Genomic DNA, 17,380 nt, shown 5'->3' on the forward strand with positions numbered 1-17,380 from the left:
AATCGATCTTCTTCAAATTTTTTGACTAGAGGAAAATTGTTTTTGGATAAGACCTTTCTATATGGATCATGCTTAGGATGAAAATGCTGTTCATTCTAGGCATTTAGCTATGTGTTTCTTCTTCGGCATCTTCTTCAAAGGTCTTGACAATCTTTTCAATATTCAGGCTCTTGGCCATCGCATCAAAAATTTCCTTATAGACACCGCCCTGATGATAAAGCGCATCGTGTTCGCCATGCTCGGCGATGCGACCTTCTTTCATCACATAGGTGTAATCGGCATCAATAATCTGCGACAAACTGTGTGAAATGATAATCACAGTTCGTCCTTGCTTGATTTGATCCAGACTGTGCTTGATTTGCTCGGAAGCAATCGCATCTAAACTGGCCGTCGGTTCATCCAGAAAAATAATCGGTGGATTTTTCAGGAACATTCGGGCAATGGCAATCCGTTGTTGCTGGCCGCCAGAAAGTTGTAAAGCATCGGCATCATAGCCTTGGGGGAGCTGCAAAATTTGCTCGGGAATAGACGCCTTTTTAGCAGCTTCTATGACTTCTTCCAGGCTGGCATCGGTTTTGCCATAACGGATATTGTTAAAAATTGAACCCTGAAAAATGTGGTTTTTTTGCAATACCAGACCAATGTGATCGCGCAGATATTGGGTATCAATGTCTTCCAGATTGATGTCATCGAGTTGCACTTGTCCGGACGCCGGTTGATAGAATTTATCGAGTAAGCTAATCAATGTCGATTTTCCTGCACCTGATAACCCAACCAAGGCAGTGATTTTATTCGGCTGAATCAGCATATTGATATTCTTTAAGGCATGATGACCATTGGGATAATAGAATTCGACATTTTTTAGTTCAAAACTGCCGCTAATCACCGGTTTTTGGCTGCCACTAGGCTCGATTTCATGATCGGCTTCCAGAATCCTGAAGAAGCTTTCCGAATAAATCATGGCATCATTCACTTCATCATAAATCCGATGCAGCGAGCGAATCGGGGCTGAAACATTATTAAATAACAGCACGTGATACATGATCATGCCGATACTCATCTGTCCATCCAGCACAAAATAAGCGGTCAGGATAATAATCAGTACAATGCCAATCTGTTCAATAAAGGTCTTTAAGCCGTCGAACAAAAAACTGGTTTGCCGGGTCTGCATCTGGTTGTCGGTCAGTTCTTTTTGCAGTTTGAGCTGTTTGTCCGATTCGATCGACTCGCGGTTAAAGGATTTAATCACGGTAATTGAGTTAATAATACTAAGAATACCCTGGCTTTTTTTCTCCCGGCCATCACGTAATTTACGCCGCCATCCTCCCAGTTTTTGTGCCTGGATATAGGTCAGCCAGAAATAGACCGGCACAATACACAGCGCGACCAGACCCACATAGACATTGGCATAGAACATCAGTCCCAGTGCCACAATAGCACTGGTAAATAGCGGCAAAATATCAATAAAAAAGATTTGCACTAGCCGGGTAAGTGAGCCAATGCCACGGTCGATTCGGGTTTGTAATTTACCGGCCTGATTGTTGTCTTCATTGAAGAAAGCCAGTCTATAGGTCAGGAATTTTTCAATGATGCCTTGGGCCAAGTCCTGCGAAACAAAAATGCGTAACTTTTCACCATAAAATTTTTGTCCAAACTGAACCACGGCATTCAAAACTTCTTTACCCAATAAAATGGCAGAGATGGTGAGCAGAATATGCCAGCCTTGAGCCAGTCCGAGACCAGATTCAATCAGCCGGTTAATGCTGTCGACTGCATAGCGTAAGGTCAGTGCATTGACCTGAGCCGTGAGGGAACCAATCAGGGTTAAAATTAGGGTGGCGATGACCAGTAAGCGATATGGCCGTACAAAAGGGCGCAGTTTTTGGAATAAGTGCCATAAATTCATATGCAATTTTTTTATTTTCAAGCCTGATTTGAGTCTAAGCCCGATCAGGCCATGTCACAAGCGCATACAATCTTTTCTATTGTGAACAGAAATCATCCGCTAGAATAAAGTGAATTTTATATTTATTTTAGATGATGCATTTTTGCCGATGAACTTTGAATTGTTTGAGCCGGAAGCTCGAGCCAATCTGTTGCCCTGTGATGGGGTAGTAGAAGACTATGGCCTGATTTTAACGCCTCAGCAGAGCGAGCAATATTTGCAGTATTTTTTGGCTCATCTGGCCTGGCAACATGATGAAGTGGTGTTGTATGGAAAACACTATAAAACGGCACGCAAAGTGGCCTGGTATGGCGATGAACATTACCCATATCATTATTCAGGTACATTCAAGCAAGCCCATGTGTGGACACCGGGATTATTTCGTTTAAAACAACATGTCGAAAATTTGGTCGGGCATTCGTTTAATTCTTGCTTAGCCAATTTATATGAAGACGGTATTCAGGGTGTGGGCTGGCATAGCGATGATGAGCCTGCTCTGGTTTCTAAAGCCGGTTGTGAAACCGTGATTGCTTCATTAAGTTTTGGCGCTACCCGAAAATTCAGTTTTAAGCATAAAAAAAAGCCAGCAAAAGTTGATCTGCTGTTACAGGGCGGTCAGCTGATTGTGATGCGTAGCAAGACCCAGCAGTACTGGAAGCATACTTTAAGGAAATCGGTGAAAATTATTGAGCCACGGGTGAATCTGACTTTCCGTTATTTTTATCCGCATGAAAAGCAATAGAGTATTGGAAATAAGCGAATAAAAAAGCCCATCCTGTGATGAGCTTTTTTAATTTGAGGAGAGTTTTTAACATGGCATCACGTTATCATGGAACAATGGATGCTGAAGAACAATAATCATATTATGAGAATATATTGTTAAATTCAATATAATTTACATTAAAATAAATCACATTTCCTTAAATTATAATGTGTCTTCCTGATGGGTCAAGGCCATAAATTTCTTTTCAATCAAGCTGGCATTGTCTTGTAAAATTTCAATCAACTTCTGGAAGTTGGTAAATTCAAAGCGGTTTCTAGAACCCAATAAGGTCAAGGCCAAAGGCGGTTCCTTGCTGGAGAATTTCACCGGAATAGAAAGACTGGCCAGATTTGGATCAACTTCTCCACTCGAGAAATAATAGCCCTGCTTTTTAATCTGCTTCATCTGCAACAGAAACTCTTCTTCGTTATGCGCAAATCCAACTTCAGACAGCTCGGTGGCAAAGCGCTGGTAGTAATCCAAAATACGCTGTTTGGGTAAATGTGCCAGAATCACCTTGGCAGAAGAGCCTTTATAGATCGGGCGAGGGCAACCACGGCCATAAATCAGTGTGGTCAGATCTTTATACAGTTCGTGATGAATATCGATACATGAATCGTAATTTAAATGTGTGAGCAGACAGCCGAATTCAGTACGCTCTACAATTTGCTGCATAAATGGACTACTGATTTGCACCAAGGGATCGGTAGTGCGGGAAATATAATCCAAGACTGCAATCTTAGAACCCAGGGTGTAGTCACCTGAGGTACCACTTAAGCGCTGCAATAATTCTGCTGAAACCAATTCTTTTAAATAACGGTAGCTTGTGGGTTTAGAGAGTCCTAATTCCTCACTAATGATATCGACATTAATGATAGGACGAGACACCGAAAAAAGATCTAAAACGGTGAGAATCTTACCAAAACTAGAAAGTGCCATAAGTACCTGCTTGGTCAAAGCATATAAAAAAGAAATCAATGAGTATTACTTTATAACAAATAAATAGGCAAAGCAGGGCTTTTGTTAAGCTAATGCTGGATTTGTTGGCAGCTAAAAATATTTTTCATTTAAGCTGAGAAAATAAGGCAATATCTATTTAATAGATCTTTTTAATTTAAGTCTTATTATCATAATAAGATATTATTATTGACTTAAAATGTTTTATTTGAAAAAATACTCAAGTTAAATATCTAATGATGAATTTTTAATCTTTCTGGTTTGGCTGTTTTCCTGTTTTATTCCACATCAACAGGATGATGTGGAATCTTCTCCATTCATTTTGAATGACACTCATCTCTGATGACATGTTGAAACATGCCTATTTTTACACGATCCATCTTCCAGATAGATCGTGCCTTGTAGTCGTCATTTAAAAATTAGGAAGAAGGTATAAACCCTAATTTGAGATCAACCCATGTTGCTTACCAAACAAGTACTCGCATTTCGTCCCAGCAAGATGGACTGGATTTTTGCGACTAAAACGTTTCTGGCAGGCATGCTCGCCTTATATGTGGCTTTTGCATTGAACTTGGCTTATCCCATTTGGGCGATTGGGACAATCTTTGTCATCGCCAATCCTTTTTCCGGCATGACTTCTTCCAAAAGTGTGTATCGTACACTGGGTACCTTATTGGGTGCTGTGGTTTCGGTGGTGGTGACTCCGCTACTCATCAACATGCCGTGGCTGTTTACTTTGTTTTTGGCCGCTTGGGTAGGTGGCTGCTTATATATCTCGATGCTCGACCGAACTCCGCGTAGCTATGTATTTATGCTTGCGGGCTATACCACCGTGATTATCAGCTACAACATTATTTATAACATCGGCACGGCATCGATGTTTGATATGGCAGTGGGGCGTTTTTTAGAGATTATGGTCGGGGTGGTCTGTAGTGCCATCGTGACCACGACGATCTTTCCGCTGCACATTGGACCAGCCGTGGCCGCAAAGGTATCTAAAACTTTTAAAGACACCAAAGATTTATTTGACCAGATTTTGCTGAACCCATCCAAACTGGAAAATTACAGTAGCGCACTCAGTCAGATTGCTCGTGATATTGCCGAAATTTATGTCATGGCGGTGCATTTGGCTTATGAAAAATCCACCTTGCAGGGCATGACCAAGCCGTTACAGGAAATGTTGCATCAACTGAGCATGCTGGTGGCAAATCTGGTGGCAATGGCGGAACGGGTCAAACAGCTAGATCAAATGGATCGCCAATATCGTGCTCAGCTTCAGGTGATTCATGATCATAGCGCGGCATTTTTAAAAGATGATCAGGATATTCAGGAACAGACTTTAAATCTGTTACCTGACAATTTTGAGCAAGATTTTGCTGACTTGATGGCTGCTGCACCAGCTGAACAGCAGGTGATTTTGGCCAGCCTGAAAATGGATATTCGTCATTTCATTCAAAATATCAGAGCCATCAAACTGATTTGGCGACGCATTCAGCAAGGCGATGCTTCACTGCCTGAAAGCGTGACGCCACTGACCACGACTTATCCCAATTTACACCGTGACCATGGGGTTGCGGTACGGGGCGGGATTTCCGCTTTTATGGTCGTGATCATTGCTACAGGATTTTGGATTTTAAGTGGCTGGAAAGCCGGATTTATGATGGCTGAAATGGCGGCCATCAGTGCCTGTATTTTGACGGCCATGGATAATCCGGTACCGGCATTGAAGATGTTTGTGCGCGGCAATATTTATGCCGGGGTACTGGTGTTTATTTATGCCTATGGCATTTTCCCGCACGTGACCTCGTTCTGGGAATTGGCACTGGTACTGGCCCCTTTTGTGATCTATTGCCTGATGATGTTTCCCCATCCGCCACTCACCGGGATTGCCTTACCCTTATTAATGGGAACCATCATGGGCTTGAACTTGCAAAACCATTACATGCTGGATCAGGTTTTTTTCTTTGATGCCACCATCGGTTCGGTGCTGGGGCCGATTATTTCAATTTATATCATTCATCTGGTTCGGGCTATGTCCCCTGAAATCACGGTACAGCGGATTTTGTCACTGCATTACAAGGCGATTCGCCAAGCTTTATATCTTCCTTATGGCGTGCCGTTCCGGATTCATCTGCGCAGTATGCTAGACCGGATTGGGGTATTGAATACCAAGATGGTGCAGTCAGAAAAATTAAAGACCCAGATTAATTTGGCGCTGGTGGAAACCAGTGCAGTGATTGATCTGACCCGTCTGCAAGAATTGATGCATCGACTTGATTCGGATCAAGCCATTTTGGCCAGTCTGGAAGATCTGCAACAAGGTCTGGATGATTATTTTCGTGCCAAAGAAAATGCACAAACGCAGCTGATTCCAGATCTTCATCAGCAAGTTATTTTAAAAATCAGCCAATTAAAAAACCAGACACAGCAACTGGAGCATGCTGAAACTGCTCAAAGGATTCAGATGTCTTTAAACAATATTCGCAGCAGTTTGTGTCATGAACCGGCACAGTCTAAGCAACACACAGAACTTGGAGAGGTAGCCCATGGGTGAGTTAAATGTCTATGGAGTATATGTCCCGATTCTGCTGATTCAGGCAGTACTGGCCTACGCTTTACTGCGTGTATTGATGCGCTTGCTCGACCGTTTTGTGGAACAGGGCTGGATTCCGCTGCCACATATTTTTTATCTCTGTATTTATCTGGTACTGCTGTGGTTAGTGCATTGGGGTTTTATTGTCTGCTTGGGCTAAGCAGCTATCTTTTGAAGTGAATGAGGTTTTTCCATGACATCTTTAGACTTGCGTAAAGTCGTCCGACCGGTACTCTTTGCTGTGGTCGCTGTCGTTGCAATTTTGGCAGTAAAACATATTTGGGATTATTACAATTCTGAACCCTGGACCCGTGATGGACGGGTACGTGGCGATGTGATTCAAGTCTCTTCAGATGTTTCCGGTTTGGTCACTAAGGTTTTGGTGCAGGATAACCAGACGGTCAAAAAAGGTCAGGTGCTGTTTAAAATTGATGTTGCCCGTCAAGCTCTGGATGTCGAGCAAGCCCGATCAGACTTGTCTAAAGCTAAAGCCGGTTTGGCTGCTGCCGAAGCCGAATTGGCACAGGCCAAAGCCAATGTGGTGAAGTCCCAAGCCAATAGCAATCTGGCGGATAAAAATGCCAGTCGCTATTCCAATTTAATGGACGGTGCGATTTCAAAACAAGAACAGGATCAGATGTTTGCAACGCGTGATCAGTCGCATGCTGAACACGAACAAATGCTTGCCGCGATTGAACAGGCCAAAGCCAATATTGTGCAGCAAAAGGCCTTGATTGAAGTCGCGACCAGTAATCTGCACTTGTCCGAACTGAACTTAAACCGTTCCGAAGTCGTGGCACCGGTGGATGGTACCTTGTCTAACTTTGAATTGCAGGAAGGTAATTATGTCAAAGTGGGGCAGGCGGTGGCTGCACTGTTAAACCGTCAGCAGCTGTATGTGGTTGGTTATTTTGAAGAAACCAAACTGGACAAAATTTATGTCGGTGCTCCGGCAACCATCCAGCTCATGGGAGATTCGCAAAAACTAAAAGGTCATGTTCAGGGCATTGCTTCCGGGATTGAAGATCGGGAACGTACTACAACCACCGGCCTGCTTGCCAATGTAAATCCAACCTTTAGCTGGGTGCGTCTGGCACAGCGTGTTCCGGTGAAAATCATGATTGATGAATTGCCGAAGAACCAGCTGGCCTTTGTGGCTGGACGTACTGCAACAGTGCATATTGAGAAAAATCCCAATAATATCCACCAATAACTTCGAATAGATTCGACCTGGTTCATTTCAATAAAAAAGCATCCGACCGGATGCTTTTTTATTGTTTGTTCATTCGCTTTTAAGGGGTTAAGCCTACCGGATTACGATACCAGCTTTCTATAAACAGCGCTGCTGCAATACTGTCTGCAGCCAGTTTTTTGGCGCGTCCCTGAGCTTGGTAATGATCCAGTTCATCGCGTGCTTCACGGGTGGTCAGGCGTTCATCCACCATCAAGGTTTCAATATTGGTCTGGTGGCGCAAGCGACGGGCAAATTTGCGTGAACGTGTTGAAAGTTCCGATTCGCTATCATCCATATTCAGCGGTAAACCGACCAGAAATAAGGTGGGTTGATACTGTTTGACGATTTTTAGCAAAGCATCCCAATTCGGAATGCCATCTTTCATGGGAAACAGGGCAAGCGGATTGGCACTTTCAATCATGGATTGACCCACCGCCATGCCCATTTTTTGGGTACCAAAATCAAATGCCATAATCATTTGTGGTTGTGATAAATCAGGCATGTCCAATCTCTGATGACAACCAGGTCCGGTCGACGCCCATTTTTTTATAGGCGGCATCCCAGCGGTCGTCATAAGGTAAGTTAAAAATCAAATCCATATCTGAATCGCAGATCAGCCAGTCGCCACGTGCCAATTCTGCTTCCAGTTGATTTTTGCCCCAGCTGGCATAGCCCAAGGCAATCTGATAACGGCCCACACCTTCATTATGTGCAATAGCATCCAGAATGTCTTTGGATGTGGTGATACAGACATTTTCACCCACAGCAATGGATGAATGCCAGGTCGGCTGACCGGTATGCAGCACAAAGCCGGCTTCAGGGCGCAGCGGTCCACCTTGCAAGACTGCATGGGGATTGACATTATCTGCTTCAATTTCCAGGTCATTCAATAATTCTTTGATTGAAAGACCCGACGGACGGTTAATGATAATGCCTTGAGCACCGTCTTCATCATGGCGTGCCAAATAAATCACCGTATTGGCAAAAAAATCATTGGCTAAATCAGGAGGTGCAATGAGACAGCGATGTGTCAGATATTGTTTAGTCATCTAAGCATCTCCGAGTTTTAGTCTATCATTTGAAAAAATATTTTTAAATTTGGTGTAGCTGTCACTCTATCTAGAGCTTTCTTGACTATAACATTGACCTTACAAATTTCTATAAAGAATTATAAGCTGAATATATAAATTTATGTTTTTCTCACGCTTAAGATTTTATTTTGAGATTAAAGTCACATTAAAATAGTTGTCTTGATTTATTAAAACTTAAATATTTTTTTGACTTATTGTGTATTTTTACTTTTTTTGTGACCAATATTTAAATTATCTTAATTTAGTCAAAATAATTATATGTTTTATAGAAAAATATTGATTTGATCCATATTGTTTTGATTTGTATGATGTATGTAATAAAAAGTAAGTTGAATATTATTATGTCGGTTCAAATAAACAAGAAAGTTATCACTTTATGCTTTACTTCATTGTTTGCTGTACAAACACATGCAGCGGTATTTGGAACTTATGAAGAAGATGGATCTCTTTTTAGAAGCTCTTTAAATGCGGAACTCAATTCATCCGTGGCGGCAAAGTTTGACAGCAAGAAAAATTCTAAAGATGCAGTTTTATATTATTTAGAACAGGCACGAATTTTACAGGTCAATCAACAGTATCAAGAAAGCCTGGATATTTATAAAAAGGCATTTGAGCTGATCGATCAGCAAAACAACAGAAGTAAAGTGAGTGTAACCCGGATGGGGTTCAAAGCCCTTTCGATGGTGAGCAATGAGTCCGTTGTACCTTATTTGGTTCCTCCCTATGAGCAGGTTTTAGCGCATATTTCTCAGGCAAAAAATTATATTCTGCTGAATAATGCTGAAGCTGCAGCGGTGGAAATGCGTGTTGCACAGCAAATTCAGCGAGAAATTGAACTGGCGCATGAGAAAGAATTTGCTCAGAAAAAAGATAAGCAGAAGAATGCAGATAAACAAATTGATTATTCAACTTTAGATGAAGCTTTTGCCGGTTTGGATCCAATTGCAGGCCGAATTAAAAATACCTATCAAAATGGTTATGCTTTTTACATGGCGGCTAATTTGTGGGAAGCCACAGGTGACTATAACAATGCTTTGGTAGACTTTAAAAAAGCTTATGAATTGCAAGGTGATTCCAATGTTGCCCAAGATGTAACCCGGGTTGATAAAGTATTAAGTAACAATGCGAAAACAGTACCTGTCATTGTATTTATTGAACAGGGCACAGTACCGAAAAAGATTGAAAATAAACTTGCTTTTCCCATGCCCAATGGACTGATTAATATTGCATTTGCCACCTATGAGCCGAGTACTTACGTGCCACCGAAAAGCTTGAAAATTAAGCTAGGTGATCGCCAAGTACAGCAAAGTGCTCTGGTCAGTGATATTGGTGCACTGGCAGTAAAAAACCTGAAAGAACAAACCATCAGTAACGTTACCAGTCAGATTGTACGGGCAACGACAAAATACGTGATGCAACAGCAATTGGGCCAGCAATTGGGATCCTTAGGGCAGCTGGCTGGAAACTTAATGAATGTTGCCACTGAACGTGCCGATTTAAGAGCATGGTCGACACTGCCAAGTAATACACAGGTGGCACGTTTTGAGGTGAGTCCAGGAAAACATAATTTGAAAATTATTGGACCACAATCCTCTAGCCCAACACTTAATGTTGAAGCAAATCCAAACCAAACCGTTTTTGTTTATGTCAGTGATATAAATAATAAAATTTCAGCCAGTGTAAGTGCTGTAACTCGTTAATTTTAAAAGAGTGTAATGATGAAAATATTTTTAAAGCTGGGGATGGCAGGCCTTTTGGCTACTGCACTTATTGGTTGCACCGCACCCAACTCACTCTCTACCCAAACTGCAGCCGATGGCAACTATAGCGTAAAAACCGTTAGCAATAACCCAAAACTGGTCACGCAAATTGCTGTTGATCGGATCAGTATGGGATACGCTGGCGATTTGAAAAAAGCTTCGATTGCAATTAAGGACCGCTGGTTTGTGAGCCGTAATTTTGAATACAAAATTGTTTGGGTAGATGCAAATGGCTTTGAAGTGAATCCAGAAGGTTCACGCTGGAAGCCTATTCAGTTAACAGGCCGCGAAATAAAGACCGTTCAATCCATTGCGCCTAACCCATCTGCTGTTGATGTTGTTGTCTATTTGAGAAAAGATTAAGGATAAGTTTTCCATGAAATTGAAATTAACTTTGGCTACTACTATTTTGGCTACTTTGGTCTTGGGCGGCTGTGCGTCGAATAACGTGAGTTATGGAGATGCCCAGTCAGTTGAAACCCTGACTAAAGATTTCGGTTCTACCGATTTGCAGATGATTGCGGACAAAATGGTGGATGATATGTTGACCTTTCCGGTGATTGTTCAATTGACCCAAAACCGCCGCCCAGTGATGTTTGTCGACCGCATCCGCAATAAAACGCAAGAACATATTGATACCGAGTCAATCACTGACACCATTCAAAACAAACTCATCAATTCAGGCAAATTCCGTTTTGTAGATATGACTTCTGCCAACGCATTAGCTCAACAGTTGGCATACCAAAAGCAAAGTGGATTGGTGAACCAGGCGACTTCGGTAAAAGCCGGTGGTCATATTGGTGCTGAATATATGTTAAACGGTAACCTGTCGAGCATTGTTAAAAATGCAGGGGGTAAAAGTGATGTGTATTACAAGTTCACTTTAAAACTTCAAAATGTACAAACCGGCATTGTGGAATGGACCAGCGAGAAAGAAATTCGTAAATCGTCGAAACGTTCGACCTTCGGTTTATAATTCAAATATGCAACTGTGCGATTGCACAGTTGCTTAAGAAGATAATAATGATGAATAAAATATTTTTAGCTTTATTGCTTGCTGGTTGTGCGACCAGCTCTGCATTTGCAGCATTAAAGGAAGTGGTTAAAGAAGCGTCGGGTAGTGGAGCTACCCAGCATCAAGCTATTTCAGAAGCCTTGTTGGTTGCGGTTCAATCGGTGAATGGTGCGACTGTTTCCTCACGTGTAGATTATGAAACAACTGTCAATATGTCAGTTTCGAATAATAAATGGAGTTATTCTGGTAAAGTTTCTCCAGTATTTAGCGTAGATAATACTGGCTCAGGATCTGTCACTAAATTCCAGGTGCTCAGCGTGACCGGATCAAAAAACAACTATCGTGCGAAAGTGCGTGCGTATGTTGTGCAGTACCAGTCATCTGTTCAGGATCAGCATTTACGCCGCATTGCTGTGCTGCCATTTCAATTTTATGAAAAAAACAACCGTTCTGCCAAGGTGGATTCTGCGGAAGATTTTGCATCAGAATTGTCTGATCAGTTGGGTATCTATTTGGCTCAGACGGGTCAATTGAGCTTGGTGGATCGTCATTATTTAAGCGAAATGCAGTCTGAAAATGAGTTTTTATACTGGGATGGTGCGCCGCAAGAATTGGCACGTATAGGTCAGAAAGTGGGTGCAGACTATTTGTTGGTGGGCCGTATCAATAATGTCTCGGTTGCCAATGGTCAACAGATGTATGGTCTGAATCAAGGTTCAGATCAAGTACGTTTAACCTGGCGTGTGATTGAGGCGAATACCAGCAAAGTTGTTGCAGCGGGTACCTTCAACCGTGTTATTGCAGATAATGCAATTCAAAACATGCTGAATAATTCATTGAATGATTCAAGTACAGATAAAATTGCGCAAAGCTTGAGTCGAGAGGTGCTGGTTGGGATGAAACTACAACCCGCCTCCTATCAGAATCAAGAGACAGGTTTTACTCCAACCTATGACATGACCCCAGGATCGAGTGAAAAACCGATCAAATGGTAAGTCGTCCTCAAAGCAACGTTATTTGCATTGAAGTTCAAAACCAGTACATGCTGTACTGGTTTTTTTATACCTGTTGAAATTTAAGTTGACGTAATTGCTTGGCATGTTGCAGGGTCGTATCATTAATCTCGACTCCACCGGTCATACGCGCTAGTTCATCAATACGCTGTTCTTCGGAAAGATTGAGAATGGTACTGCTGGCTGGATCAGTCTGACGTTTCTTCACCAGCAGATGCTGATCCGATTGGGCTGCAACCTGGGCCTGATGGGTAATACATAAAATCTGTACATGCTGGGCTAGGTCTGCCAGTAAGCGGCCGACCATTTCTGCCGTACCGCCACTAATACCGACGTCAATTTCGTCAAACACCAAAACTTCCGATTCGGTTTTTTCCGCATTCATGACTTGCATCACCAGGGCAATACGTGAGAGTTCGCCACCGGATGCCACGCGGGCCAAAGGCTGCGGTGGAATGCCTTTATTCGCAGTAAACAGCAATTGAATAAAACTGAGACCTTCAGCACCGGCTTGTTCCAGAGGCTCAAATTTGAACTCAAAATAGGCTTCCGGTAAAGCCAGCTGTTTTACCTGTTCAGTCAGATGTTTGGCTAAAGGAACCGCTGCAGTACGACGAATCTCATCTAAATGTTGTGCTTTGGCTAAAAAGTCCTGATGCGACAATTCTACCTGTTCGGCTAAAGTTTCAGGGTCTTCAAGCTGATGCAACTGCTCAAGTTCAGCCTGCCAAGCCTGATATTCTTCTTTCAAGGTTTCTGGCTGGCTGCGATATTTACGGGCCAAACGGTGGAAAACTTCCAGTTGTGTATTCAGCTCTTCCATCCGTTCCGGATCGAAGCTTTGGCGATCGATAAACTGACGCAAGTTTGCCGTTGCATCCTCAATTTCACTTTGTGCATTGATGAGTGAATTATAGATTTCGGCAAGCTGTTCACTACGTCCAGAATGTGATTCCAGACGGCGAATAATGGAAGACAGTTCCTGGGTAATATTCTGTTCCGCTTCATCCAGTACATTTAAACTGCTGCCACAGTCCAGCATGATATGTTCATGATGGCTTAAGCGGTCAAATTCCTGTTCAATCTCTTTGTAGTCAATCTGGGTAATCTCTTCGAGTTCTTCCAGTTGCAACTCTAAAGTTTCAATACGCTGTTTGCGGGTGGCTTGAGCATCTAAAGCTGCCTGATACTGGCGAATATCTTTTTGCCATGTGCTGTAGGCATCACGTACCTCTTGAGCCGGCTGATAAAAATTGCTGTAACGGTCGAGCCAGTGTTTCGGATAAGGCGGTTCGAGCAGTTGTTGCTGGCTATGCTGACTATAAAGCTGCACCAGTAAACGGCCAATTTCTTTTAGTTCAGACAGGCTGCTTGGACGGCCATTAATCCATGCCTTACTGCGACCAGTGGCAAAAATCACCCGACGTAAATGAATTTCACCCGATTCATCATCCAACTCATGTGCTTTTAGCCACTCGGCTTCAGGACTCTGTTCCTGATAACTAAAAATGGCCGTCACATCGGCTTTGTCTGAACCGAAACGTACATAATTGGTGTCGGTACGTTCACCCAGGCAGGCCGAAAGTGCATCCAGCAATAGCGATTTACCGGCACCTGTTTCACCGGTCAAGACATTGAAACCTTGTTCAATATCAATGGCTAGATGATCGGCTAAAGCAAAATTGATCAGAGTTAAATGTGTCAGCATAAACGCATCCAAGCTGCGAAAAGTTTTAGTCTAAGATAGTGAAATTTTGTTTTGGTCACAAGACAGCTTTTATTTTAAAAGGACTTAAAACATCAATATCTTACCCTATATTGGCTGTGAACATGAAACTCGCCGTTCAAGATAGCCGATCATTTTTCTGCTCTGCCAATTCATGTTATTAAAAAAGATAGATGTTTGAGTCAACAATTTATCTAAATCAGCAAAACTGGAAACTGTTTGAAACTTCAATCGGGCGACATTTGAAAATTTAAGACAGAATTACAACCACACTATTAGCCTTTGGTCGGGGAAACATTATCCACCATTTGGGCTTATAATTTCATGGTTATCGCTATTCATGCACCAAGCATTCATTTTTCACTGATACAGAAATAAAAATATTTGTAAAAATTTGAAAAATATTAATTTAGCTGGATGAAACAGCGATTGATTAGTTGAATGCTCAGCTTTAAACTAGCTCGAGCAAAAATTATAAATGCGCATTATCTGGAGAATACGCATGTCAAATCAGTTTGATCACGTTTCGGTTGTCAAAAAGTCGAATGTTTATTTCGATGGCTTATGTATCAGTCATACCGTGCAGTTTGAAGATGGCACTAAAAAAACCTTAGGGGTGATTTTGCCAACAGAACAGGCATTGACCTTTCAAACTCATGTGCCTGAACGTATGGAAATTATTTCAGGTGAGTGTCGTGTACAAATTGGCGACAAAATCGAAAGTGAATTGTTCCGTGCCGGTCAATCTTTTTATGTACCAGGCAATAGCCGCTTTAAAATCGAGACCGATGAAGTCCTCGATTATGTCTGTCATTTTGAAGGCTAAGCATTAGTCCCAGATAAGACAAAGAAATTTTACCTTGAATCGGTTAAACTAGATTCAAGCGTCAATCCTGTAAAGCCTGCTTTGCAGGATTTTTCTTTTTTGTATTGTTACCATAGATTTTAGAGGTCGTTCATGGCAAAACCAGAATATTATTATGGCGTTCACTCAGTGGAGTCATTATTAGAACTCGAGCCTGAGCGCGTATTGACTCTATTTACCTTGAAAGGTCGTGATGACCAGCGTTTGAAAAACGTCTTGGCTTTGGCTGAACCTTTTGGCATTAGTGTGCAGCAAGCCAGCCGTGACAAACTGGAAAAACTGGCAGGTCAGCCTTTTCATCAGGGCGTGGTTGCCGCAGTACGTCCACATCCAGTGCTGAATGAACAGGACCTGGATGAAGTGCTCAAGCAAAATCCTCAGGCACTTTTGCTGGCGCTGGACCAGGTCACCGATCCTCATAATTTGGGTGCATGTATTCGTACAGCCGCTGCCATGGGTGTTGAAGCGGTGGTGGTTTCGCGTGATCGTTCTGCCAGCTTGACGCCAACTGCACGTAAGGTTGCTGCCGGCGGCGCAGAAAAGGTGAAGTTTATTCAGGTGACCAATCTGGCGCGTACTTTGGGTAACATCAAAGATGAATTTAATGTACGTGTAGTCGGAACCATGCTGGATGAAAAAGCCTTACCAGTGGATAAATTTGATTTTACCGGTACGGCAGTGTGTGTGGTGATGGGGGCTGAAGATACAGGTTTACGCCCGATTACCCAGTCGCAATGTGATCAGACGGTATACATTCCAATGGCAGGAAACTTGCAGAGTTTAAATGTCAGTGTTGCCACAGGGATGGCACTGTATGAAGCTTGTCGTCAACGTAACCTGTAATTTTTTCTCTTTCAAATTTAAAAGTTGTTTGCTATGTCTCCCCGGTCTCAAGGTTATCTTTATGTCGCCATTACCATGTGTATTTGGGGGGGATTTACCATTACTTCCCGTCTGAATGCCCAGTGGGGGATTAGTGCCTGGGACATCACCGCCTTACGTTTTGCCTTGGCATTTTGTATTTTGATGCCCATTTTGCTCTATAAAAAAGACACCGTTTTTTTATGGAAAAAACAGCCTTTTATTTTGGCGATGATTGGCGGGGTAGCATATTGCCTGACCTCATATACTGCATTCCATTATGTGCCGGCAGCACATGCAGCCATTTTTCTCAATGGCTGTATTCCGCTGTGCACAGCCATAGCTGCATTTGTGCTATTTAAGCAGCCTTTGGATAAACACATCTGGATCAGCCTGTTGATTATGCTGAGCGCGATCACTGCCATGAGTTTCTTAATGTATCAGGAAACCGGTGTGGCTTTTGGCTTTGGCGACATGCTATTTTTCCTGAGTGCGATCTGGTGGGGTGTGTTTACCGTACTGTTACGGCAATGGAAACTCTCTGCCTGGCATTCCATGGCAGGGGTCGCCATCTGGTCGGCGATTGTTTATGTCCCGATTTATCTGCTGTTTTTACCGAAAAATTTAACCGCACCTGAACCTATGCATTTACTGTTACAGGTGGTTTTTCACGGCATCTTTGTGGTGATTGTAGCTACACTGACTTATGTAGAAGCCATTAAACGTTTAGGGGCATTCAAGGCGGGAAGTATCGTGACTTTGGCACCGTTTATGGCTGCAATTTTAGCAGTACCGCTATTGGGTGAACCTTTAAGTCTGGCCATTATTTGTGGCTTGATTGGTATGGCGATTGGTGCTTTGCAGCCATGGCGCTGGATCAGTCATCAAGACAGTTTGTAGCGGCAACTTGATCAGCAAAAAAAGCAGTCCTGATCGACTGCTTTTTTAATTTCAGCGTTTTAAATAAGCTTCATGTAATGGCTTTAAATGACTGTAGAGATGATCAAGATGACCATCATTCAGCACAATATCATCCGCCAAACTACGCTTTTGCTCACGTGACATCTGAGCCTGAATAATCTTTTTAATTTGCTCGATCGACTGATGATCACGCATGGCAGCCCGCTGAATCTGTAAATCAATCGATGCATCGATGAGCAAGGTGTGATCGGTCAGTTCATGCTGGTTAGTTTCAAACAGCAGGGGAGAAACCAATATCACATAGGGACTGGTTGCGGCTTGCAGCTGTTGAATAATGGATTGGCGAATCGCAGGATGGGTAATGCTTTCTAGGACTTTGCGCGCATCTGGATCTTTAAAAATATGTTCGCGTAATGCCCGACGATTCAGTTCGCCATTCGCTAAAAGTACCCAATCTCCAAATGCAGCGTGAATTTGCTGTAAAGCAGGTTGTCCTTTTTCAACGATCTCTCGCGCGACAATATCGGCATCTACTACAATAATGCCCTGGGTTTCAAACCATGTACTTGCGGCAGATTTTCCACTGCCAATTCCTCCAGTTAAACCCAAGATAAAAGTCATATATGTACCTAGAAA

The 17,380-nt window shown here is 42.6% G+C and carries 17 protein-coding genes; 11 read left to right on the plus strand and 6 right to left on the minus strand.

All coding sequences use genetic code 11. The annotated features are described in order from the left end of the window. Positions 1-103 precede the first annotated feature (103 nt). Positions 104-1,906, minus strand: coding sequence for an ABC transporter ATP-binding protein (locus tag LZZ98_RS08525; RefSeq protein WP_237787478.1), 1,803 nt, complete (start codon positions 1,904-1,906; stop codon positions 104-106). A gap of 148 nt (positions 1,907-2,054) precedes the next feature. On the opposite strand from LZZ98_RS08525, the gene LZZ98_RS08530 reads away from it, so the two are divergent. Further along, positions 2,055-2,687: an alpha-ketoglutarate-dependent dioxygenase AlkB family protein gene (locus LZZ98_RS08530; RefSeq protein WP_237787535.1), complete on the plus strand. Its 633-nt coding sequence runs from the start codon at positions 2,055-2,057 to the stop codon at positions 2,685-2,687. 183 nt (positions 2,688-2,870) lie between these two features. Here LZZ98_RS08530 and LZZ98_RS08535 read toward each other — a convergent pair whose 3' ends face one another. Beyond that, a complete protein-coding gene (locus tag LZZ98_RS08535; protein ID WP_237787479.1) occupies positions 2,871-3,647 on the minus strand; it encodes an IclR family transcriptional regulator in 777 nt (258 codons plus the stop codon). Positions 3,648-4,122: 475 nt separating this feature from the next. Here LZZ98_RS08535 and LZZ98_RS08540 point away from each other — a divergent pair, with 475 nt between their 5' ends. The 3 genes from LZZ98_RS08540 to LZZ98_RS08550 are packed head-to-tail and all read left to right on the plus strand — an operon-like array spanning position 4,123 to position 7,471. Continuing rightward, positions 4,123-6,219, plus strand: coding sequence for an FUSC family protein (locus LZZ98_RS08540; RefSeq protein ID WP_237787480.1), 2,097 nt, complete (start codon positions 4,123-4,125; stop codon positions 6,217-6,219). Next, entirely contained in the window at positions 6,212-6,418 is a 207-nt protein-coding gene (locus LZZ98_RS08545; protein ID WP_237787481.1) for a DUF1656 domain-containing protein, read from the plus strand. Before LZZ98_RS08540 ends, LZZ98_RS08545 begins: the two co-directional genes overlap by 8 nt. Positions 6,419-6,451: 33 nt before the next feature. Next, complete coding sequence (locus LZZ98_RS08550; protein WP_237787482.1) at positions 6,452-7,471, plus strand: HlyD family secretion protein; 1,020 nt, start codon at positions 6,452-6,454, stop codon at positions 7,469-7,471. A 79-nt stretch (positions 7,472-7,550) separates the two neighbouring features. Here LZZ98_RS08550 and ruvX read toward each other — a convergent pair whose 3' ends face one another. Further along, entirely contained in the window at positions 7,551-7,994 is a 444-nt protein-coding gene (gene ruvX / locus LZZ98_RS08555) for a Holliday junction resolvase RuvX (RefSeq protein WP_237787483.1), read from the minus strand. Beyond that, entirely contained in the window at positions 7,987-8,541 is a 555-nt protein-coding gene (locus LZZ98_RS08560; protein WP_237787484.1) for a YqgE/AlgH family protein, read from the minus strand. The genes ruvX and LZZ98_RS08560 overlap by 8 nt, the downstream gene beginning before the upstream one ends. Positions 8,542-8,924: 383 nt before the next feature. Here LZZ98_RS08560 and LZZ98_RS08565 point away from each other — a divergent pair, with 383 nt between their 5' ends. From LZZ98_RS08565 to LZZ98_RS08580, 4 genes are read left to right on the plus strand one after another with little or no spacing between them, the layout of a single operon-like run. Continuing rightward, complete coding sequence (locus LZZ98_RS08565) at positions 8,925-10,283, plus strand: hypothetical protein (protein WP_237787485.1); 1,359 nt, start codon at positions 8,925-8,927, stop codon at positions 10,281-10,283. Positions 10,284-10,337: 54 nt separating this feature from the next. After that, positions 10,338-10,706 carry a DUF1425 domain-containing protein gene (locus tag LZZ98_RS08570; protein ID WP_237787486.1) on the plus strand — a complete coding sequence of 123 codons (369 nt, stop codon included), beginning with the start codon at positions 10,338-10,340 and terminating at the stop codon, positions 10,704-10,706. Between the two features lie 13 nt (positions 10,707-10,719). Beyond that, complete coding sequence (lpoB, locus tag LZZ98_RS08575; protein ID WP_237787487.1) at positions 10,720-11,319, plus strand: penicillin-binding protein activator LpoB; 600 nt, start codon at positions 10,720-10,722, stop codon at positions 11,317-11,319. Positions 11,320-11,369: 50 nt separating this feature from the next. Continuing rightward, the gene (locus LZZ98_RS08580; protein WP_442862704.1) at positions 11,370-12,353 is read left to right on the plus strand and encodes a CsgG/HfaB family protein; all 984 of its coding nucleotides are present in this window, start codon (positions 11,370-11,372) and stop codon (positions 12,351-12,353) included. 64 nt (positions 12,354-12,417) lie between these two features. On the opposite strand, the gene recN is transcribed toward LZZ98_RS08580, so the two are convergent. Beyond that, entirely contained in the window at positions 12,418-14,079 is a 1,662-nt protein-coding gene (gene recN, locus LZZ98_RS08585) for a DNA repair protein RecN (protein ID WP_237787489.1), read from the minus strand. A gap of 520 nt (positions 14,080-14,599) precedes the next feature. Here recN and ppnP point away from each other — a divergent pair. The 3 genes from ppnP to LZZ98_RS08600 all read left to right on the plus strand — a co-directional run bounded on the left by ppnP (position 14,600) and on the right by LZZ98_RS08600 (position 16,723). Further along, positions 14,600-14,923, plus strand: a complete 324-nt coding sequence (ppnP, locus tag LZZ98_RS08590) for a pyrimidine/purine nucleoside phosphorylase (protein ID WP_086174114.1) — start codon at positions 14,600-14,602, stop codon at positions 14,921-14,923. A 132-nt stretch (positions 14,924-15,055) separates the two neighbouring features. Then, positions 15,056-15,805: a 23S rRNA (guanosine(2251)-2'-O)-methyltransferase RlmB gene (gene rlmB, locus LZZ98_RS08595; RefSeq protein ID WP_237787490.1), complete on the plus strand. Its 750-nt coding sequence runs from the start codon at positions 15,056-15,058 to the stop codon at positions 15,803-15,805. Positions 15,806-15,838: 33 nt separating this feature from the next. Next, complete coding sequence (locus LZZ98_RS08600) at positions 15,839-16,723, plus strand: DMT family transporter (protein WP_237787491.1); 885 nt, start codon at positions 15,839-15,841, stop codon at positions 16,721-16,723. Positions 16,724-16,774: 51 nt separating this feature from the next. On the opposite strand, the gene coaE is transcribed toward LZZ98_RS08600, so the two are convergent. Continuing rightward, entirely contained in the window at positions 16,775-17,365 is a 591-nt protein-coding gene (gene coaE / locus LZZ98_RS08605) for a dephospho-CoA kinase (RefSeq protein ID WP_237787492.1), read from the minus strand. Between the last annotated feature and the right edge of the window lie 15 nt (positions 17,366-17,380).

Origin of the sequence: Acinetobacter sp. SM34 (assembly GCF_022012365.1) — a bacterium.
GTDB lineage: Bacteria > Pseudomonadota > Gammaproteobacteria > Pseudomonadales > Moraxellaceae > Acinetobacter.

Excerpts from the sequence above, each read along its gene's own strand:
- LZZ98_RS08525 (WP_237787478.1), bottom strand. The coding sequence starts at position 1,906 with ATGAATTTATGGCACTTATTCCAAAAACTGCGCCCTTTTGTACGGCCA.
- LZZ98_RS08580 (WP_442862704.1), top strand. The coding sequence starts at position 11,370 with ATGAATAAAATATTTTTAGCTTTATTGCTTGCTGGTTGTGCGACCAGC.
- ruvX (WP_237787483.1), bottom strand. The coding sequence starts at position 7,994 with ATGCCTGATTTATCACAACCACAAATGATTATGGCATTTGATTTTGGT.
- LZZ98_RS08540 (WP_237787480.1), top strand. The coding sequence starts at position 4,123 with ATGTTGCTTACCAAACAAGTACTCGCATTTCGTCCCAGCAAGATGGAC.
- LZZ98_RS08600 (WP_237787491.1), top strand. The coding sequence starts at position 15,839 with ATGTCTCCCCGGTCTCAAGGTTATCTTTATGTCGCCATTACCATGTGT.
- LZZ98_RS08545 (WP_237787481.1), top strand. The coding sequence starts at position 6,212 with ATGGGTGAGTTAAATGTCTATGGAGTATATGTCCCGATTCTGCTGATT.
- coaE (WP_237787492.1), bottom strand. The coding sequence starts at position 17,365 with ATGACTTTTATCTTGGGTTTAACTGGAGGAATTGGCAGTGGAAAATCT.
- LZZ98_RS08550 (WP_237787482.1), top strand. The coding sequence starts at position 6,452 with ATGACATCTTTAGACTTGCGTAAAGTCGTCCGACCGGTACTCTTTGCT.
- recN (WP_237787489.1), bottom strand. The coding sequence starts at position 14,079 with ATGCTGACACATTTAACTCTGATCAATTTTGCTTTAGCCGATCATCTA.
- LZZ98_RS08535 (WP_237787479.1), bottom strand. The coding sequence starts at position 3,647 with ATGGCACTTTCTAGTTTTGGTAAGATTCTCACCGTTTTAGATCTTTTT.
- LZZ98_RS08560 (WP_237787484.1), bottom strand. The coding sequence starts at position 8,541 with ATGACTAAACAATATCTGACACATCGCTGTCTCATTGCACCTCCTGAT.
- LZZ98_RS08530 (WP_237787535.1), top strand. The coding sequence starts at position 2,055 with ATGAACTTTGAATTGTTTGAGCCGGAAGCTCGAGCCAATCTGTTGCCC.
- rlmB (WP_237787490.1), top strand. The coding sequence starts at position 15,056 with ATGGCAAAACCAGAATATTATTATGGCGTTCACTCAGTGGAGTCATTA.
- lpoB (WP_237787487.1), top strand. The coding sequence starts at position 10,720 with ATGAAATTGAAATTAACTTTGGCTACTACTATTTTGGCTACTTTGGTC.
- LZZ98_RS08565 (WP_237787485.1), top strand. The coding sequence starts at position 8,925 with ATGTCGGTTCAAATAAACAAGAAAGTTATCACTTTATGCTTTACTTCA.
- ppnP (WP_086174114.1), top strand. The coding sequence starts at position 14,600 with ATGTCAAATCAGTTTGATCACGTTTCGGTTGTCAAAAAGTCGAATGTT.